Annotated in this window: 17 protein-coding genes and 1 other annotated feature; all 17 genes read right to left on the bottom strand. The window is 47.2% G+C overall.

The window, feature by feature from the left end; genetic code table 11:
* Positions 1-55 precede the first annotated feature (55 nt).
* Complete coding sequence (locus tag BLS15_RS26500) at positions 56-310, bottom strand: ribosomal L7Ae/L30e/S12e/Gadd45 family protein (RefSeq protein WP_021252464.1); 255 nt, start codon at positions 308-310, stop codon at positions 56-58.
* Positions 311-495: 185 nt separating this feature from the next.
* Entirely contained in the window at positions 496-4,119 is a 3,624-nt protein-coding gene (rpoC, locus tag BLS15_RS26495) for a DNA-directed RNA polymerase subunit beta' (protein WP_021252465.1), read from the bottom strand.
* A 152-nt stretch (positions 4,120-4,271) separates the two neighbouring features.
* Positions 4,272-7,814: a DNA-directed RNA polymerase subunit beta gene (gene rpoB / locus BLS15_RS26490; RefSeq protein WP_021252466.1), complete on the bottom strand. Its 3,543-nt coding sequence runs from the start codon at positions 7,812-7,814 to the stop codon at positions 4,272-4,274.
* A 366-nt stretch (positions 7,815-8,180) separates the two neighbouring features.
* Complete coding sequence (locus BLS15_RS26485; protein ID WP_028532521.1) at positions 8,181-8,795, bottom strand: class I SAM-dependent methyltransferase; 615 nt, start codon at positions 8,793-8,795, stop codon at positions 8,181-8,183.
* Positions 8,796-8,976: 181 nt separating this feature from the next.
* On the bottom strand, positions 8,977-9,342 hold the full coding sequence (rplL, locus tag BLS15_RS26480; protein WP_021252468.1) for a 50S ribosomal protein L7/L12: 366 nt from the start codon (positions 9,340-9,342) through the stop codon (positions 8,977-8,979).
* A gap of 46 nt (positions 9,343-9,388) precedes the next feature.
* Positions 9,389-9,892, bottom strand: a complete 504-nt coding sequence (rplJ, locus tag BLS15_RS26475) for a 50S ribosomal protein L10 (protein ID WP_021252469.1) — start codon at positions 9,890-9,892, stop codon at positions 9,389-9,391.
* A gap of 61 nt (positions 9,893-9,953) precedes the next feature.
* Positions 9,954-10,119 (bottom strand) — a sequence feature (ribosomal protein L10 leader region).
* A gap of 104 nt (positions 10,120-10,223) precedes the next feature.
* Entirely contained in the window at positions 10,224-10,916 is a 693-nt protein-coding gene (rplA, locus tag BLS15_RS26470) for a 50S ribosomal protein L1 (RefSeq protein ID WP_021252470.1), read from the bottom strand.
* Positions 10,917-10,978: 62 nt separating this feature from the next.
* The gene (gene rplK / locus BLS15_RS26465) at positions 10,979-11,404 is read right to left on the bottom strand and encodes a 50S ribosomal protein L11 (protein WP_021252471.1); all 426 of its coding nucleotides are present in this window, start codon (positions 11,402-11,404) and stop codon (positions 10,979-10,981) included.
* A 76-nt stretch (positions 11,405-11,480) separates the two neighbouring features.
* On the bottom strand, positions 11,481-12,014 hold the full coding sequence (gene nusG / locus BLS15_RS26460) for a transcription termination/antitermination protein NusG (RefSeq protein ID WP_021252472.1): 534 nt from the start codon (positions 12,012-12,014) through the stop codon (positions 11,481-11,483).
* Between the two features lie 23 nt (positions 12,015-12,037).
* Entirely contained in the window at positions 12,038-12,229 is a 192-nt protein-coding gene (secE, locus tag BLS15_RS26455; RefSeq protein WP_028532522.1) for a preprotein translocase subunit SecE, read from the bottom strand.
* A gap of 38 nt (positions 12,230-12,267) precedes the next feature.
* On the bottom strand, positions 12,268-12,417 hold the full coding sequence (rpmG, locus tag BLS15_RS26450) for a 50S ribosomal protein L33 (RefSeq protein ID WP_019420680.1): 150 nt from the start codon (positions 12,415-12,417) through the stop codon (positions 12,268-12,270).
* Positions 12,418-12,883: 466 nt separating this feature from the next.
* Positions 12,884-13,543: an RNA polymerase sporulation sigma factor SigH gene (gene sigH / locus BLS15_RS26445; protein WP_021252474.1), complete on the bottom strand. Its 660-nt coding sequence runs from the start codon at positions 13,541-13,543 to the stop codon at positions 12,884-12,886.
* A 206-nt stretch (positions 13,544-13,749) separates the two neighbouring features.
* The gene (locus BLS15_RS26440) at positions 13,750-14,289 is read right to left on the bottom strand and encodes an NYN domain-containing protein (protein WP_028532523.1); all 540 of its coding nucleotides are present in this window, start codon (positions 14,287-14,289) and stop codon (positions 13,750-13,752) included.
* A gap of 11 nt (positions 14,290-14,300) precedes the next feature.
* On the bottom strand, positions 14,301-15,044 hold the full coding sequence (gene rlmB, locus BLS15_RS26435; protein WP_028532524.1) for a 23S rRNA (guanosine(2251)-2'-O)-methyltransferase RlmB: 744 nt from the start codon (positions 15,042-15,044) through the stop codon (positions 14,301-14,303).
* Between the two features lie 34 nt (positions 15,045-15,078).
* Positions 15,079-15,558, bottom strand: a complete 480-nt coding sequence (locus BLS15_RS26430) for a Mini-ribonuclease 3 (protein ID WP_090514553.1) — start codon at positions 15,556-15,558, stop codon at positions 15,079-15,081.
* 43 nt (positions 15,559-15,601) lie between these two features.
* The gene (cysS, locus tag BLS15_RS26425; RefSeq protein WP_028532526.1) at positions 15,602-17,017 is read right to left on the bottom strand and encodes a cysteine--tRNA ligase; all 1,416 of its coding nucleotides are present in this window, start codon (positions 17,015-17,017) and stop codon (positions 15,602-15,604) included.
* Positions 17,018-17,047: 30 nt separating this feature from the next.
* Entirely contained in the window at positions 17,048-17,794 is a 747-nt protein-coding gene (gene cysE, locus BLS15_RS26420; RefSeq protein WP_021252479.1) for a serine O-acetyltransferase, read from the bottom strand.
* Between the last annotated feature and the right edge of the window lie 483 nt (positions 17,795-18,277).

The following is an 18,277-nucleotide window of genomic DNA, read 5'->3' as shown; positions in this document are numbered from 1 at the left end:
CAAATGAAATGTCTTTGCCCCAGAATTTCTTCTGTTACAAAAACAATCGGCTTCCCTATTCTTCTTCAACGACAGCTGCGACTGCTGCACCTACTTCAATGCCGCATGCCTTGCCAAGGTCGCGCATCGTGCTGACATATGTCAATTTGATGCCCTTCTTCTCACATAAGCTTACGACTTTCGATGTAACGTGTTCATCAGCGTCTTCGGCAATGTACACCTCGATGGCTTTATCAAGTTCAACCATCTTCAATGTTTGCTTCGTCCCAATACGAATTGTTGCATCCTGTAAACCTTTTTCATTACACATGATGCATGTTCCTCCAAAAGTACAGGTCTTTGTCTTGGGCACACTACGACATAATAGCACTTCGTTTACCCAGTGTCAAGCAATTTCATAACTTCTTTTTTAAAACGATATATTTGTCACAAAAATGGAGATTGGCGCCATCTAGACAGCGCCAACCACCTCATTTGAAACCTCTATAGTAGAGCTTACTCCGCTGCGCCAACACCTGCTGCATCAAGGGATTCTTCCGTTACTTCCTCGTCAAGCGGATTAATCACTTTAACGCTGCGATAACGGTTCATACCTGTACCTGCAGGAATCAACTTACCGATAATAACGTTCTCTTTCAAGCCGAGCAATTGGTCAACTTTACCTTTGATCGCTGCATCAGTAAGAACGCGAGTCGTCTCCTGGAAGGATGCTGCAGACAAGAAGGAGTCTGTCTCCAAGGATGCCTTCGTGATACCGAGCAAGATCGGTTTCGCAACAGCAGGTTCCTTGCCTGAGAGGATCGCTTCTTTGTTCGCTGCTTCATATTCATGCATGTCAACGAATGATCCTGGAAGCAATGTCGTTTCACCCGCATCGATGATACGGATTTTGCGAAGCATTTGCTTGATCATAACTTCAACGTGCTTATCGTTAATTTCTACCCCTTGGTTCCGGTATACGCGTTGAACTTCCTGCAAGATGTAGTTCTGAACGCCACGGATACCTTTAATGCGGAGCATTTCTTTAGGGTCGATAGAACCGTCTGTAATCTCATCGCCGGCTTCGATTGCCATGCCTTCGCTTACGCGGACACGAGAACCGTATGTGACGGAGTACACTTTGGACTCTGCCTCACCTTGGACTTCGATTTCGCGACGATCTTTCGCTTCGCGAATTTCTTTAACCACACCATCGATCTCGGAAATAATCGCTTGCCCTTTCGGATTGCGCGCCTCGAACAACTCCTGGATACGCGGCAAACCTTGTGTAATATCGTCACCCGCGACACCACCGGTATGGAACGTACGCATGGTGAGCTGTGTACCTGGTTCACCGATGGACTGAGCCGCGATGATACCAACAGATTCACCAATCTCAACGTGCTTACCAGTCGCCAGGTTGCGACCATAACAAATTTTACATACACCGTGACGAGCACGGCAGCTGAGTACGGAACGGATCATCATCTTCTTGACGCCAGCATTGACGATCAACTCTGCCTTATCCGTATCAATCAGTTCGTTGCGGTTAACAAGGATCTCCTTTGTCTCCGGATGACGAACCGTTTCACCGGAATAGCGACCTTCGATACGGTCATACAAGCCTTCGATAACTTCCTTACCGTCGGAGATGTTGGCTACTAAGAAGCCTTTATCCGTACCGCAATCCTCTTCACGAACGATAACGTCTTGTGCAACGTCAACGAGACGACGAGTCAAGTAACCCGAGTCCGCCGTACGAAGAGCCGTATCCGCGAGACCTTTACGCGCACCGTGAGTGGAAATAAAGTATTCCAAGACCGTCAGGCCCTCACGGAAGTTCGATTTAATTGGCAACTCGATGATTCGACCGGACGGGTTGGCCATGAGACCACGCATACCACCCAACTGAGTAATCTGCGATTTGTTACCCCGTGCTTTGGAGTCAACCATGAGCATGATGGAGTTGTAACGTTCCATCGATTTCATCAAAATCTCGGTAATACGATCTTTCGTGTTCGACCATACCTCGATAACACGATCGTAACGTTCCTCATTCGTAATCAGACCACGACGATACTGATTTGTAATGACACGAACCTTCTCTTCGGATTCCTTCAAGATATCCACTTTCTCTTGCGGTACGATAACGTCGGATACCGCAATCGAGATACCTGCTTTTGTGGAATACGTAAAGCCGATCTCCTTGATTCGATCCAAAATAACCGAAGTCTTCGTTGTATGGAATACATCGAAGCAGCGGGCGATAATTTGACCAAGATAGTCTTTACCTACACCACCTGTTTGCGGAATATTTTCGATTATTTCTCTAATATTCGCGCCTTTCTCATATACGAAATAATGATCCGGTGTTCCCTCGAACAAATTGCGCTTCGTCGGCTCATTGATGTACGGGAAATCTGCCGGGAATATTTCGTTGAAAATGATACGTCCAACCGTTGTAATAAGGAACGCATCTTGTTGTTTTTCAGTAAAGTCAGACTTGCCCAATTCACGTACTGGAATTGCAACACGTGCATGCAAGGATGCTGAACCACGTTGATAAGCAGATACAGCCTCATTCACGGAGCCAAAGATCATACCTGTTCCTTTAGCTTCCTTGTTGTCCATCGTCAAGTAGAAGGATCCGAGAACCATATCCTGAGATGGTGTTACAACTGGCTTACCGTCTTTCGGGTTCAAGATGTTACCGGAAGCGAGCATAAGAAGACGAGCTTCTGCTTGTGCTTCTGCAGACAACGGAACGTGAACCGCCATTTGGTCACCGTCGAAGTCAGCGTTGTAGGCTGTACATACGAGTGGGTGAAGACGGATTGCTTTCCCTTCTACCAGAATCGGTTCAAATGCTTGGATACCGAGTCGGTGAAGTGTTGGTGCACGGTTAAGCAAGACTGGGTGCTCACGAATAACCTCTTCGAGAACGTCCCATACTTCCGGGCTAATGCGCTCTACTTTACGTTTCGCGCTCTTAATGTTGTGTGCCAAACCTTTATTCACGAGTTCTTTCATGACAAAAGGTTTGAACAGCTCAAGCGCCATTTCCTTCGGCAAACCACATTGGTACATCTTCAAGTAAGGACCTACCACGATAACGGAACGACCAGAGTAGTCAACCCGTTTACCGAGCAAGTTCTGACGGAAGCGACCTTGCTTACCTTTGAGCATATGGCTGAGCGATTTCAATGGACGGTTACCAGGACCTGTTACTGGACGACCACGGCGACCGTTATCAATCAAGGCGTCTACTGCTTCTTGCAGCATGCGCTTCTCGTTCTGCACGATAATGTCCGGAGCACCCAAATCAAGCAAACGCTTCAAGCGGTTGTTCCGGTTGATAACACGGCGATACAGGTCATTCAAGTCAGACGTCGCGAAGCGACCGCCATCGAGCTGTACCATTGGACGAAGCTCTGGAGGAATAACCGGAAGAACATCGAGAATCATCCAATCTGGTTGGTTGCCAGAGTTACGGAATGCCTCGATTACTTCTAGTCGCTTGATCGCACGGTTGCGGCGTTGGCCTTGTGCCGTACGAAGCTCTTCCTTCAGCACTTCAAGTTCTTTCTCAACATCCAAGTCTTGCAACAGCTTCTTAACTGCTTCAGCACCCATACCAGCTTGGAATGCATGACCATATTTTTCACGGTAGCTGCGATATTCCTTCTCGGAAAGCAGTTGCTTTTTCTCAAGAGGTGTATCCCCAGGCTCTGTTACAACATAAGAAGCAAAGTAAATGATCTCTTCCAAGGAGCGTGGAGACATGTCCAGCGCCAAGCCCATGCGGCTTGGAATCCCCTTGAAGTACCAAATGTGCGATACAGGAGCAGCCAATTCAATATGGCCCATCCGTTCACGGCGCACCTTCTGGCGTGTTACTTCAACGCCGCATCGATCACAGACAACGCCTTTGTAACGTACACGCTTGTATTTACCGCAATGACACTCCCAGTCCTTCGTCGGCCCGAAAATCTTCTCGCAGAACAAACCTTCTTTCTCCGGTTTGAGCGTACGATAGTTAATCGTTTCCGGCTTCTTGACTTCGCCACGGGACCAAGAACGAATCTTTTCGGGAGAGGCAAGCCCGATTTTCATAAATTCAAAATTGTTGACGTCCATCAAGGAGCGACCCTCCTTAATCTGTACTTGAGTGTACCGCTCTGTCAGTACACAGGAGCGGAATTCTGTGTTCGAACCATATATGGGCTGGCGGTGGCCGTATAGCAATTCGCTAACGGCCACCGTCCGATCCAACGTTATACGACTTCGGCAGCTTACTCGGTGACGTACTCGTCATCCATGCCGAGATTCAACTTATCCTGCGGAATATCGTCATCTTCATCGATTTCACGCATCTCAATTTCTTCTTCGTTCTCTGTCAAGATCTTGACATCCATACCCAAGCTTTGAAGCTCTTTGATAAGGACCTTGAACGATTCAGGAACACCTGGCTCAGGAACATTTTCGCCCTTCACAATCGATTCATACGTCTTCACGCGGCCGACGACATCATCGGACTTGACTGTAAGAATCTCTTGCAATGTATAAGCTGCACCATAGGCTTCGAGTGCCCATACCTCCATCTCCCCGAAGCGCTGACCACCGAACTGTGCTTTACCACCGAGCGGCTGCTGCGTAACGAGAGAGTATGGTCCAGTAGAACGAGCATGGATCTTATCATCAACCATGTGTGCGAGCTTGATCATGTACATGACACCAACCGTAACTTCGCGCTCGAACGGGTCACCTGTACGACCGTCGTACAAGATTGTCTTACCGTTGCGCTGCATGCCTGCTTCTTCCATCGTATCGAACACGTCATACTCTGTAGCACCGTCGAATACCGGAGTAGCCATGTGCATACCAAGATAACGTGCCGCCATACCCAAGTGAACCTCGAGTACCTGACCGATGTTCATCCGCGATGGTACCCCTAGTGGGTTCAAGACGACTTGAACAGGCGTACCGTCCGGAAGGAACGGCATATCTTCTTCAGGCAAGATACGTGCGATGACACCCTTGTTACCGTGGCGTCCCGCCATCTTATCGCCCTCGGAAATTTTACGTTTTTGGGCAATATAAACACGAACGAGTTGATTCACACCTGGAGGGAGTTCGTCCCCGTTCTCACGTGTAAATACTTTAACATCAACGACGATACCGTCAGTACCGTGAGGCACACGCAAGGAAGTATCACGTACTTCACGCGCCTTCTCGCCGAAGATTGCATGCAAGAGGCGTTCTTCTGCTGTCAGTTCCGTAACCCCTTTAGGTGTTACTTTACCAACGAGAATGTCACCGTCTTTAATTTCCGCACCGACGCGAATGATTCCGCGCTCATCCAAGTTCTTGAGCGCTTCTTCGCCGACGTTCGGAATATCACGAGTAATCTCTTCTGGTCCAAGTTTCGTATCACGAGCTTCGGACTCGTACTCTTCGATGTGAATGGACGTGTATACATCCTCTTTCACCATCTTCTCGGAGAGCAAGATCGCATCCTCGTAGTTGTAACCTTCCCATGTCATGAACGCGACGACAACGTTGCGTCCAAGGGCCAATTCACCAACCTCAGTGGAAGGTCCGTCCGCCAAGATGTCGCCTTTTTTGACGATATCGCCTTTTTTGGCAAGTGGACGTTGGTTAATGCATGTTCCTTGGTTGGAACGCATAAACTTCTGCAATTTATATTTGACGAGGTCACCTCTGACCTCTTTACCATCAATCACTTCAACCTTGCGAACTTGAACTTCATTCGCTGTAACACGCTCGATGACACCGTCTACTTTGGAGACGATACATACACCAGAGTCTTTTGCAGACTTGTATTCCATTCCTGTACCAACAAACGGAGCTTCTGGTATGAGCAAAGGCACCGCTTGCCGCTGCATGTTCGATCCCATGAGCGCACGGTTGGAGTCATCGTTCTCCAAGAACGGAATGAGCGCTGTCGCCACCGACACAACCTGCTTCGGCGATACATCCATGTAGTCAACACGATCCGTTGGCATCGTCAAGATGTTATCTGATTGCTTGTTGTAACGAACGATAGCTGTTTCGTCACGGAATGTGCCGTCTTCATTCAGCGGTGCATTCGCCTGTGCGACTACATAGTTATCTTCTTCGTCAGCAGTCATGTAATCGATTTGTTCTGTAACCTGCCCTGTCTTCGGATCGACCCAACGATATGGTGCTTCAATGAAGCCATACTCGTTCACTCGAGCAAACGTAGACAAGGAGTTGATCAAACCGATGTTCGGACCCTCTGGAGTCTCGATCGGACACATACGGCCATAATGGGATGGATGGACGTCACGAACTTCAAAGCCCGCGCGCTCACGCGTCAAACCACCAGGTCCGAGTGCAGACAGACGACGCTTATGCGTAAGTTCCGCAAGTGGGTTCGTCTGATCCATGAACTGAGACAACTGCGAGCTACCGAAGAACTCTTTAATGGATGCAATAACCGGGCGAATGTTAATGAGCGCCTGTGGCGTAATCACGTTCGCATCCTGAATGGACATCCGCTCGCGCACAACGCGCTCCATACGGGACAAACCGATACGGAACTGGTTCTGCAGCAATTCACCAACGGAACGCAGACGACGGTTACCCAAGTGGTCGATATCATCTGTGCTACCAATTCCGTGCAGCAAGTTAATAAAGTAGTTGATCGACGAAATGATATCCGCTGGAGTAATGTTCTTCACGGACTTGTCGATATTGCGGTTTGCAATAATTTTAGTAACTTTACCGTCCTCAATTGGCGAGAACACGTCGATGACTTGAACCGGAATATCTTCCGACTCCATAACTCCGCCTGCCACATGATAGGTTTTGAAACCTACATTGCTTTCAAGACGAGGCAGAATTTCGTCCAAGAGACGACGGTCAACAACTTGACCTGCTTCAGCAATGATTTCGCCTGTTTCTGTATCAACAAGCGATTCCGCCAAGCGTTGATTGAACAAACGGTTCTTAATGTGAAGCTTCTTATTAATCTTGTAACGACCTACATTCGCTAGATCATAGCGCTTCGGATCGAAGAAACGTGCAATCAGCAAGCTTCTTGCATTCTCGAGTGTAGGAGGCTCGCCCGGACGCAGACGCTCGTAGATTTCAATCAGAGCCTTCTCTGTTGAATCCGTATTATCTTTGTCCAGCGTATTGCGGATATACTCATCATGGCCAAGCAAATCTAAGATTTGCTCGTCTGTACCGAATCCAAGTGCTCTCAGCAATACCGTAACAGGAATTTTACGAGTACGGTCGATACGAACATAGATAATGTCCTTCGCATCCATCTCAAGTTCCAGCCATGCACCACGATTCGGTATAACTGTCGCCGTGTAAGTTTTCTTCCCGTTCTTGTCAACTTTAGTACTGAAATAGACACTCGGAGAGCGAACCAACTGGCTGACAATTACACGTTCAGCACCATTAATGACGAACGTGCCCGTTTCCGTCATGAGCGGGAAATCACCCATAAACACTTCCTGCTCTTTGACCTCTCCGGTCTCTTTGTTAAGAAGGCGCACTTTCACGCGGAGCGGCGCCGCATAAGTTACATCGCGTTCTTTCGAATCATCGACTGTATATTTGGGTTCACCCAAGCTGTAATCGATAAATTCCAAAACCAAATTACCTGTGAAATCCTGAATCGGCGAAATATCTTGGAACATTTCGCGCAATCCTTCGTCCAAAAACCATTGATACGATTTCTGTTGGATTTCAATCAAGTTCGGAACTTCGAGTACCTCTTTGATGCGCGCATAACTGCGCCGAGTGCGTCGTCCATATTGAACAAGATGTCCTGCCAACTTTAACTCACCCCTCATGTCTACTCACAAAAATGGATTGCGAATCCTTTTCGGTATCCTTTATAATAAAGTCCACGAAAGAGACTCTAAAAACAAATAATATAGTACAAAATGTCAGAAAAAAGAAAAACGCACGTTCACGGCAAAACGCAAATGCGATGGACGCCGTTTTCCCCCGTGTCGCCGTTTCCTGTTGTCGATACAACTACATATCCGATAGACTTGCCCAAAATGTAAACATTATACGTCATTTCGCAAAAATGTATGCATCCTTTCAAAAAAAGGCTTGACATTTGGGCCATGTGTAGACATGGAGTCCATCCTAATACTGACATTTTATAATAATACCATATTGGGCACTCAGAGTCAACTTGGAAATGATTTCTTCGCTTGATAGATCCGATACCCTTTGTCCTTCACAACTAACTCTACGTTTTCTTCTCCAAACAACTGCTGCAGCTTCGCTTCCGCTGATGGCGCTCCCTGTTTCTTCTGAATGACAATCCATAGAGAACCTCCGTCTGCTAAATGCTCATAGGATTGTTCAAAGATGCGATGAACAACCTCTTTGCCTGCACGAATCGGCGGATTGGTGAGAATAACAGAATAATGCTCACTACCTAGCGCATTGAGGCCATCACTCTCTTGAATCGTGACGTTATGGACTCCATTTAGAAGAGCGTTCTCTCTCGCTAAATCTAAGGCTCGCTCATTCACATCTACCATCGTTACTCGTCCGCGCTTAGCCAGTTTTGCAGCTGTTAATCCAATCGGCCCATAGCCACAGCCGACATCAAGAACGGTGGCGTCTTCAGGAATGTCCATGCAATCAATCAGCACTCGACTGCCGTAATCGACACCGCCTTTGGAAAATACACCGGCATCCGACACGAATGCTAGCTGCATACCTCGCAAGGATGCCGTCCATTTCTTGCGATTATGCTCTACATCTGGACGCTTGCTGTAATAATGCCCTGCCATCTTGATCCCTTCCTGTCATGGTAAAAATAAAAAGTGCTATCGTTCATTGGCTAAGATGCGCGTCGAGTTCCCTATTTACACTTCGTATTCGATGACACCTAAGCTAAATCGGTAAGTCGTATCTTAGACAACGAACCCCTTGAAAACAAGTTCCAAGGGGTTCGCACTTTGCAAGCAGAGATTACTTCACTTCTACAGATGCGCCAGCTTCTTCGAGCTTCGCTTTTACTGCTTCTGCTTCTTCTTTGCTTACTTTTTCTTTCAATGGTTTCGGGCAGTTGTCTACCAAGTCTTTAGCTTCTTTCAAGCCAAGACCAGTGATTTCACGAACAACTTTGATAACGTTGATTTTGCCTGCGCCTGGTGCAGTCAAGATTACGTCAAACTCAGTTTGTTCAGCTGCGCCAGCATCACCAGCTGCGCCACCCATTACAGCTACAGGAGCTGCTGCAGTTACGCCGAATTCTTCTTCAATTGCTTTAACAAGGTCGTTCAATTCCAATACGGACATGCCTTTGATGGCTTCCAAGATTTGCTCTTTGCTCATTTGTTAAACCTCCATATTTAGTAAAGTGTATGTTACGCGATTAAGCTTACGCTTCCGCTTCGTTCTTCTCTGCAACGGCTTTGACAGCCAATGCGAAGTTGCGCATTGGTGCTTGGAGCACGCTGAGCAACATGGACAACAAACCTTCGCGGGAAGGCAATGCTGCCAAGGCTTTGATTTGATCTACGTCAACGACGCGACCTTCAACTACTCCACCCTTAATTTCAAGAGCTTCGTTTTTCTTCGCAAAGTCGTTCAAGATTTTCGCAGGTGCTACTGCGTCTTCACGACTGAATGCGATAGCTGTCGGACCAGACAATACTTCATCAAGTTCAGACAACTCAGCTTCTGCTGTCGCACGGCGTACCAATGTATTTTTCAACACTTGGAATTCGATGCCTGCTTCGCGCAGTTGCTTACGAAGTTCAGTAACTTGAGATACTGTCAATCCACGGTAGTCAGCAACAACCGTTGTAGCGCTGCTACGGAATTTCTCAGCGATATCTTGTACAGCTTGCTGTTTCGCTTCGATTACTTTTGCGTTTGCCACTCGTTCCACCTCCTACAAGGTTCTACTTAACACCGCATCCTGTCCGAGATCTTCTACCTACTTCAGCATAAGAAAAGCCTCTGCAGTTTACTACAGAGGCATCACGATAGCACTTGGTGCGCAGACGTGTCAACGACACGCTCCAAGCACTCAGTCTATTTCGAACACCTCGGTAGGAGATTAAGCCTTTCGGCACCTACTGTCTACGGTACGATTATTCAAAAGTTAATTGCACATCATGTGTTAGCAACTCTATTAGCATAGCATGGACAGTTGAACCATGTCAACCACTCTCAAAACTTGCCAACAGATTCCCACTAAAGAATAAATCTTAGCGGAAAGATGCTGTGTTCACACGTGCTGCAGGACCCATCGTGGAAGAAACCGCGATGTTTTTCAAATACACGCCTTTAGCCGCTGCTGGCTTCGCACGGTTCAATGCATCGATCAACGCTTTGAAGTTGTCATGCAACTTGTCTGCATCGAAAGAAGCTTTACCGATCGGTGCGTGGATTTGTCCTGCTTTGTCCAGACGGTACTCGATTTTACCAGCTTTGATCTCTTGAACAGCTTTAGTAACGTCGAATGTAACCGTACCAGCTTTAGGGTTAGGCATGAGACCTTTACCACCGAGGATACGTCCCAATTTACCTACTTCGCTCATCATGTCTGGCGTAGCTACGCAGACATCGAAGTCGAACCAGCCTTGTTGAATTTTGTTGATCATATCTTGATCGCCTACAAAATCAGCACCAGCTGCTTCTGCTTCTTTTGCTTTTTCGCCTTTTGCAAAGACGAGAACGCGTTTTGTTTTACCTGTACCGTGTGGAAGTACAACTACCCCACGAACAGCTTGGTCTTGTTTACGAGGGTCTACACCCAAGCGAACAGCAACTTCAACTGTTTCGTCGAATTTTGCTGTAGCCGATTTCTTAACCAACTCAATAGCTTCCATCGACTCATAAGCAGCATCTCTATCGATAAGCTTTGCAGCTTCGACATATTTTTTGCCACGTTTTGCCATGATTTTTTCCTCCTTTGTGGTTTTAACGGATTAACCTCCCACATGCGCCAAAGAAGAACGTATTAGTCTTCTACGACAAAGCCCATGCTGCGAGCTGTACCTTCAACCATACGCATAGCCGATTCAACGGATGCTGCGTTCAGGTCAGGCATTTTTTGCTCAGCGATTTGACGTACAACGTCGCGTTTCACTGTTGCAACTTTTTTCGTGTTCGGTTCACCGGAACCTTTTTCGACCTTAGCCGCTACTTTCAACAATACTGCAGCCGGTGGAGTCTTCGTGATGAACGTAAAGGAACGATCTTCGAATACAGAGATTTCAACAGGAATAATCAAACCTGCTTGATCAGCTGTTTTCGCATTGAATTCCTTACAGAACGCCATGATGTTGACACCCGCTTGACCCAATGCTGGACCTACCGGAGGCGCTGGATTCGCCTTACCCGCTGGAATTTGCAATTTAACGACTTTAATGACCTTTTTCGCCATTTCAAACACCTCCTTGCGCTAGTTATGTGAGGTTCAGGTTGCCCTATCTCACAGTAGAAACCAATAGAAAGATGTATTAGATCTTCTCCACTTGGTGGTAATCCAACTCAAGAGGGGTTTCTCTTCCAAACATGTTGACATGAACCTTAAGCTTCTGCTTGTCTGTAATGATCTCTTCGACCGTACCGACGAAGTTTGCGAAAGGCCCTACCATAATGCGAACCGATTCCTTCAAGTCGAAATCGACTTTTGCTCTCGGATCTTCCATGCCCATTGTCTTTAAGATCTGATCGACCTCTTCAGGCAACAGTGGAATAGGCTTTGAACCAGAGCCGGTAGATCCGACGAATCCGGTAACCCCTGGCGTGTTGCGAACAACATACCAAGACTCATCCGTCTGAATCATTTCAACCAAAACATAACCCGGGTAAACTTTACGCATGACAACTTTCTTTTTGCCATCCTTGTTTACCATTTCTTCTTCCATCGGAACAAGAACGCGAAATATTTTGTCTTCCATGCCCATGGATTCAACGCGCTTTTCCAAATTGGCTTTAACTTTGTTCTCATAACCTGAGTAGGTATGAACAACGTACCATCTTTTTTCCATAACTAAGCCACCTTGGGACTTTATTAAATAATCGCTTCGACTATCGCGGAAATTCCGATATCAAGGACCCAGAAATAAAGCGTCATAAAGATAACCGTGGCTAAAACGACGATCGTATAGCTTGTCAGTTCTTTACGACTGGGCCAGCGAACCTTTTTTAATTCACCCCAGCTGTCGGCAAAGAAGGAAAACATCGAACCGAAACTTTGTTTCAGTTTCCCGAAGAAAGCCACGGACTACACCTCCATCAGACTTATCTCGTTTCGCGATGAGAAGTATGCTCGTTGCAGAACTTGCAGAATTTCTTCAACTCAATGCGGTCTGGGTGATTACGTTTGTTCTTTGTTGTCGTATAGTTGCGTTGTTTGCAGTTCGTGCAAGCCATCGTAACGATTACCCGCATGTAGTACACCTCCTGAAGACACCTTAATGATAAGAAGCGTCGAATTTCCCCAAGCAGAAACGGATTGACCATCCTTCTACAGGGGGACAAATCGTCTCTTGTTCGCTGAATAATCCACTCTCAGTCTAATAACCAATCATTTCTTATTCAGTAAATACGTACGCATATTTAGGGCTACCTAAAACACTTTATCACAAGGGGCAAATGATGTCAATGATAAGATGTTGACGCCGTGGGGGGCGATGTCATTCACTCTATCATATCCGACAGCTGCTTGACAAAGGAAAAGATCACTAATGTTCCTAGTCGCTATCAGTATGGTGGAATATTACGCAATCTAAACCTTCATTCTCGTAAACTTTCGATGTAAAATTAATTGCTTTCAATCGGGAACAGTATGTAAACAATGAAAAAGAGCCTATCTCCCATACTAGGTTGATAAGCTCCTACATCTGTATTCGACTAATTAACATCCGCTATCCCCGCCATCCCGTAACTCCAAATATCGCTCCAACTTTCGCTTGACTCGCTGCAGCGCATTGTCTATCGATTTGACGTGGCGATCCAGATCAACGGCAATTTCCTGATAGGAACGCCCATCCAAATACAGCATGAGCACTTTCCGTTCCAAATCGCTCAAAATTTCAGACATCTTGTCCTCGAGCCCAACGAATTCTTCTTGATTAATGATCAATTCTTCTGGATCAGACACCCGCGAGCCACCAATCACATCTAGCAAGGTGCGATCTGAATCTTCGTCATATATCGGCTTATCCAACGACACATAAGAATTCAATGGTATGTGCTTCTGGCGCGTCGCAGTCTTAATCGCAGTAATAATCTGTCTAGTAATGCACAGTTCGGCGAATGCCTTGAATGATGCCAGCTTGTCTCCCTTAAAATCACGAATTGCCTTGTATAATCCGATCATGCCCTCTTGAACAATATCCTCACGGTCAGCGCCGATTAGAAAATATGAGCGTGCTTTTGCTCGAACGAAATTGCGGTACTTGTTAATTAAGTATTCGAGCGCTTCGCTATCTCCCTCCCTGACCGCGTCGACTAGCTGTTCATCCGACGAACGATCGTATGAGGAGGTGCTTAATACTTTGAGGTCAACACTCACTAGCAATCCCTCCGGCCTGCAACGCAATCCACCCGTTACATCACAAATGATAGATTCAGTATATATGAATCTATCTATCATCGTCAACCAAAGGAAGCCTTATCCTGTGCGGAATTTGAGCATTATTCCAAAATAAGTCTATGCATTTGACTGCATACGCCAAAAATAACGTTGAAAATGACGCTCATGCTCCTGTCCTACGCTACTCAATCTTCTTCCCCTCGGCGCAGCCGTTCAAGCTTAAGCAGTTGATCCAGCTTAAGCTTGCCTTCAATCGGGTTACGCTTGATCGGCTGCAGTGCCTGTTCACGAATCTTCGTCTCCACCTCGCGCCGGGCCTGTACAATAATGAGCCTCAGCTCGCGTGCCGAAATACGAAGTGCACCTTGTGCAAAAGCTACGTTCTGTTCTGTCATGTCTGATGTTGCTACGTAGATTTGACGGCGGCGATGCCCAAGCCCCCTGGCAAGCCGCTCGATGCATTCGTCCGCTGTCTCTTTCTCCTTCGTGAACTGTACAGAGACTTTACCCTGCGTGTACTTGGCTCCTAAGCCAGGAACGCGATATGCGTCAAATACCACAATTACTCTTCGGCCGGAATATGCTAGATAGTCTGCAAGCATATTTAACAGTCGTTCTCTTGCTTCATCTAAGTCTTTATCTTTCAGCTCTCTTAATTCCGGCCACGCCCCGATCATGTTGTAGCCGTCAACAAGAAGCACATCGCGCCAATCCTGCCGATCCATATCGGGCAGCCTCAGCCGCGACGCCGGCGCACGACCTCATACATGAAGATGCCTGCAGCTACCGACGCATTAAGCGAGTTAATTTGCCCTGCCATTGGAAGCTTATACAACATATCGCAATTTTCCCGAACAAGTCTGCCCATTCCTTTATTCTCGTTACCGATGACAAGCGCGATTGGAAGATTGAATACATCCGCTTCATAAATGTCTTGAGTTGCTGTTACATCTGTACCTACGATCCACACTCCACGGTCTTTAAGCTGCTGCATCGTCTGAACCAAATTCGTCACCTTGGCTACCGGCACATACTCGACAGCTCCAGCAGAAGTCTTAGATACCGTAGCAGTCAGTCCAGCTGAGCGGCGTTTCGGAATAACTACGCCATGCGCACCTGTGCAGTCCGCTGTCCGAAGAATGGAACCCAAATTGTGCGGATCCTCGATCTCATCCAATAGGATCAGAAACGGAGTCTCGCCTTTAGCCTCAGCTTGAGCTAAAATATCTTCCACTTCTACATAATGATAAGCTGCAACCTGTGCGACAACTCCTTGATGCTGAACCCCCTCGACCATTTGATCGAGCTTGCGCTTATCGACCATTTGAATCACGACGCCAGCTTTCTTGGCTTCTGCAATAATCGGCCCTGTTAAATGTTTTTGTGCATTTTCCGCAATCCATACTTTATTTATCGTTCTCCCGGATTTGAGCGCCTCGGTTACCGAATGCTTCCCGGCAATATATTCTTCTTCATGCATGCGTAAGTGTGCCTCCCGTCTAGATGTTTCCCTTTTACTTTTGCTGCTGTTCTGTCCCATGTGCTTGAACAATCATATTAACGAATTGCCGCATCCGTTCAAAATTTTCATTCAGATATAAATAGCCGAATAAAGATTCAAGCGCTGTAGCCTGTCTATATTCACTTACGTTCGCACTTTTCGGCACACTGGACTTCGTATTGCGTCCTTGACGAACGACGTCTGCTTCTTCATCTGTTAATATCGGCATCAGAAGCGATAGCGCACGCGCCTGCGCCTTGGCAGACACATACCCCGTCGCTTCACGATGCAGGTGGTTCGGCCGATGATTCGGCTGTGATATAAGATATTGTCTGATGGCAACTTCGAAGATTGCATCGCCTATATAAGCGAGTACAATCGGATTAAGCTGCTGCGGCCGCTTGGTCGGGGCGAAAGGGAACAGCCATGTTCCAGCATCCCCTGACCTTGCTTCTATTGTTGTCGATTGATGTTCCTGTTGATTATCATTCATTGCGTATGCATAAGCTCCTTCGTCGACCGTAATGCCGCTGCGACTATTTTCGGCGCCAGCGCACACCCTGAGGCGTATCTTCCAGAACGATCCCCTGCTCGGTTAACAGATCGCGAATTTCATCGGCTCTCGCCCAGTTTTTCGCTTTGCGAGCATCGTTGCGTTCTTGGATAAGTTGGTCGATTTCCTCATCCAGCAATTCCTCTTCCTTCTCCAATACCAGTCCAAGCACCTCGTTCATCGCTTCAAAGGCATCCAGCAATGCTTCCAAGTCCCCAGCTGCAAGCGAATCAGCTTGCTGCAAATACGAATTCGCCTCACTTGCCCATTCGAATACAGCAGTAATGGCATCTGCCGTATTGAAGTCATCCTGCATCTTCGCATCAAAGGTCTCTAGAATGGAAGCTATCTTCACTTGAAGTGCCTCGTTCGCATTTTCCTGCACAGATGGATCTGTATTCAGAGATGCCAATGCATGGCGGACATTCGCAACTGCATTCGCTATGCGGCTGACGCTTTTCTCTGCCTGTTCCATCGCTTCTGCATTGAAGTTCAGTGGGTTGCGATAGTGTGTCGACAACATGAAGTAGCGCAGAGCAGCCGGATCATATTGCTTAAGCAATTGATGAACCGTTACCCCATTACCAAGCGACTTCGACATTTTTTCATTATCAATATTAATATATCCGTTATGCATCCACACGTTGGCAAGTGGTTTTCCTGTCACGGATTCGGACTGTGCAGCCTCACATTCGTGGTGCGGGAACTGAAGATCCTGGCCGCCGCCATGGATATCGATCGTTTCACCCAAATATTTGCGCGACATAGCCGAGCATTCAATATGCCAGCCTGGACGGCCTTCGCCCCATGGGCTTGACCAAGAGATTTCCCCTGGCTTCGCCGCTTTCCATAAGACGAAGTCAGCTGCGTCATCCTTGCGCTCATCCACTTCGATTCGAATTCCGAGCTGCAGCTCATCAATGTTCTGACCGGAAACCTGGCCATACTTCGCAAATTCTCTCGTACGGAAATACACATCTCCGCCCGATTCATAAGCCTTACCGTTTGCCACAAGCTCTGAGATGAAGGCGATGATTTCCTCCATATTATCCGTTACACGCGGGTTATTCGATGCACGGCGAATACCTAGACCATCATTATCCTCATAGAACGCCTGAATAAAGCGCTCCGCAACTTCTTGTACCGTGGATCCCAGATCTGCTGCTTTGCGGATCAGCTTGTCATCAACATCTGTGAAATTCACGATGTAGTTTACTTCGTAATCCAGCGTCTCTAAATAACGGCGAACAACGTCAAAAAAGATCGCAGGCCGCGCATTTCCGATATGGATATAGTCATACACAGTTGGCCCGCATACATACATCGTAATGCGATCCGGATCTATCGGCTGAAACGGCTCTTTCGTACGTGTCAGCGTATTATAAATGTGCAAGGTCATGCAAGTCACTCCTCCTTGATGTTCGGGCATTTATTTGTTCACTTTCTCAAGTTCTTTCCTCGGTTGTTGGACAGACTCCTCTACTTGTATGCTTTCTTGACTTTCAGTCTCTGCAATTTCAGAGTCTCTGCCTTGGGGATGCTTAAGTTGGTGCAGTTCAGCTCTCAATGCATCCATCTCAATCTGCATGCTTCGAAGCATATCAATCACTGGGTCAGGCAGTTGGGCATGGTTCAAGCGGTCAATGCGCACTCCATCCTGCTTCACTACACGTCCCGGAATGCCCACGACTGTACAGTTCGGCGGTACTTCCCGGAGCACGACGGAATTGGCTCCAATGCTTGAATTGTCTCCAATAGTGAAAGAGCCAAGCACTTTCGATCCAGAAGCAATGACGACATTGTTCCCAATCGTCGGATGCCGCTTCCCCTTCTCTTTCCCCGTACCTCCAAGTGTTACGCCTTGGTAAATGACTACATCATCGCCAATCTCACAGGTTTCACCAATGACGACTCCCATGCCATGGTCAATAAACAGTCTTTGGCCAATCCTCGCTCCAGGATGTATTTCAATTCCCGTCATGAACCGGCTTATTTGCGAAATAATGCGCGCAGTCGTAAACCAGCGCCAACGATAGAACCGATGTGCAATGAGATGCGCCCAGATGGCATGCAGGCCTGAATAGGTAAAGATTACTTCGAATCGGTTGCGCGCCGCCGGGTCGTTATCGAACACCGCCTGCACATCGGATTTCATTCTTCGAATGACACGCCACATGCTCTGTCCCCCCCGGAACTCAGCGAATTGAGTTAGCATTCCTCTCTCATACACACAAGCGGATACATAAATTCATCACAATAAAAAACGCCCCTGCAGCATGATGCTGCAGAGACGCGATGCGCGGTTCCACTCTGCTTGGACAACATCATATCTCCGCTATTGCCATCGTATATCTATCCTCCACTTACACCGGATACAAAACCATGACATAGCCAAATACTTGTTGCCCCTCTTGAATATCCTTAACGCGGATGATTCGCCACCCCCTACCCATGTACCAGGTACATGCTCAAGGACGGAGCTTCCGGGTGCATCGCATAAGCTTAAAAATGGAACGACTCACAGCCTGTAAGGAGCGATGGACACCAGATCCATAGTCTTCCTTATCTCGATCGTTCTCTCTGTTCATTTTTATCCCGCTTATACTCTCCCGTTCAACGCTTTTATTAGTATGCTCAATCATACTGTACGAAGCATGAC

The organism is Paenibacillus sp. cl6col (assembly GCF_900102125.1).
GTDB lineage: Bacteria > Bacillota > Bacilli > Paenibacillales > Paenibacillaceae > Paenibacillus_B > Paenibacillus_B suaedae.
The sequence above is the reverse complement of the archived record's forward strand: the minus strand, read 5'-3'. Positions and strand labels throughout refer to the sequence as shown.

Excerpts from the sequence above, each read along its gene's own strand:
- nusG (WP_021252472.1), bottom strand. The coding sequence starts at position 12,014 with ATGGAAAAAAGATGGTACGTTGTTCATACCTACTCAGGTTATGAGAAC.
- BLS15_RS26500 (WP_021252464.1), bottom strand. The coding sequence starts at position 310 with ATGTGTAATGAAAAAGGTTTACAGGATGCAACAATTCGTATTGGGACG.
- cysE (WP_021252479.1), bottom strand. The coding sequence starts at position 17,794 with ATGTGGCGTGTCATTCGAAGAATGAAATCCGATGTGCAGGCGGTGTTC.
- BLS15_RS26485 (WP_028532521.1), bottom strand. The coding sequence starts at position 8,795 with ATGGCAGGGCATTATTACAGCAAGCGTCCAGATGTAGAGCATAATCGC.
- rlmB (WP_028532524.1), bottom strand. The coding sequence starts at position 15,044 with ATGCATGAAGAAGAATATATTGCCGGGAAGCATTCGGTAACCGAGGCG.
- cysS (WP_028532526.1), bottom strand. The coding sequence starts at position 17,017 with ATGACCTTGCACATTTATAATACGCTGACACGTACGAAAGAGCCGTTT.
- rplL (WP_021252468.1), bottom strand. The coding sequence starts at position 9,342 with ATGAGCAAAGAGCAAATCTTGGAAGCCATCAAAGGCATGTCCGTATTG.
- rplA (WP_021252470.1), bottom strand. The coding sequence starts at position 10,916 with ATGGCAAAACGTGGCAAAAAATATGTCGAAGCTGCAAAGCTTATCGAT.
- rplK (WP_021252471.1), bottom strand. The coding sequence starts at position 11,404 with ATGGCGAAAAAGGTCATTAAAGTCGTTAAATTGCAAATTCCAGCGGGT.
- BLS15_RS26430 (WP_090514553.1), bottom strand. The coding sequence starts at position 15,558 with ATGAATGATAATCAACAGGAACATCAATCGACAACAATAGAAGCAAGG.
- BLS15_RS26440 (WP_028532523.1), bottom strand. The coding sequence starts at position 14,289 with ATGGATCGGCAGGATTGGCGCGATGTGCTTCTTGTTGACGGCTACAAC.
- rpmG (WP_019420680.1), bottom strand. The coding sequence starts at position 12,417 with ATGCGGGTAATCGTTACGATGGCTTGCACGAACTGCAAACAACGCAAC.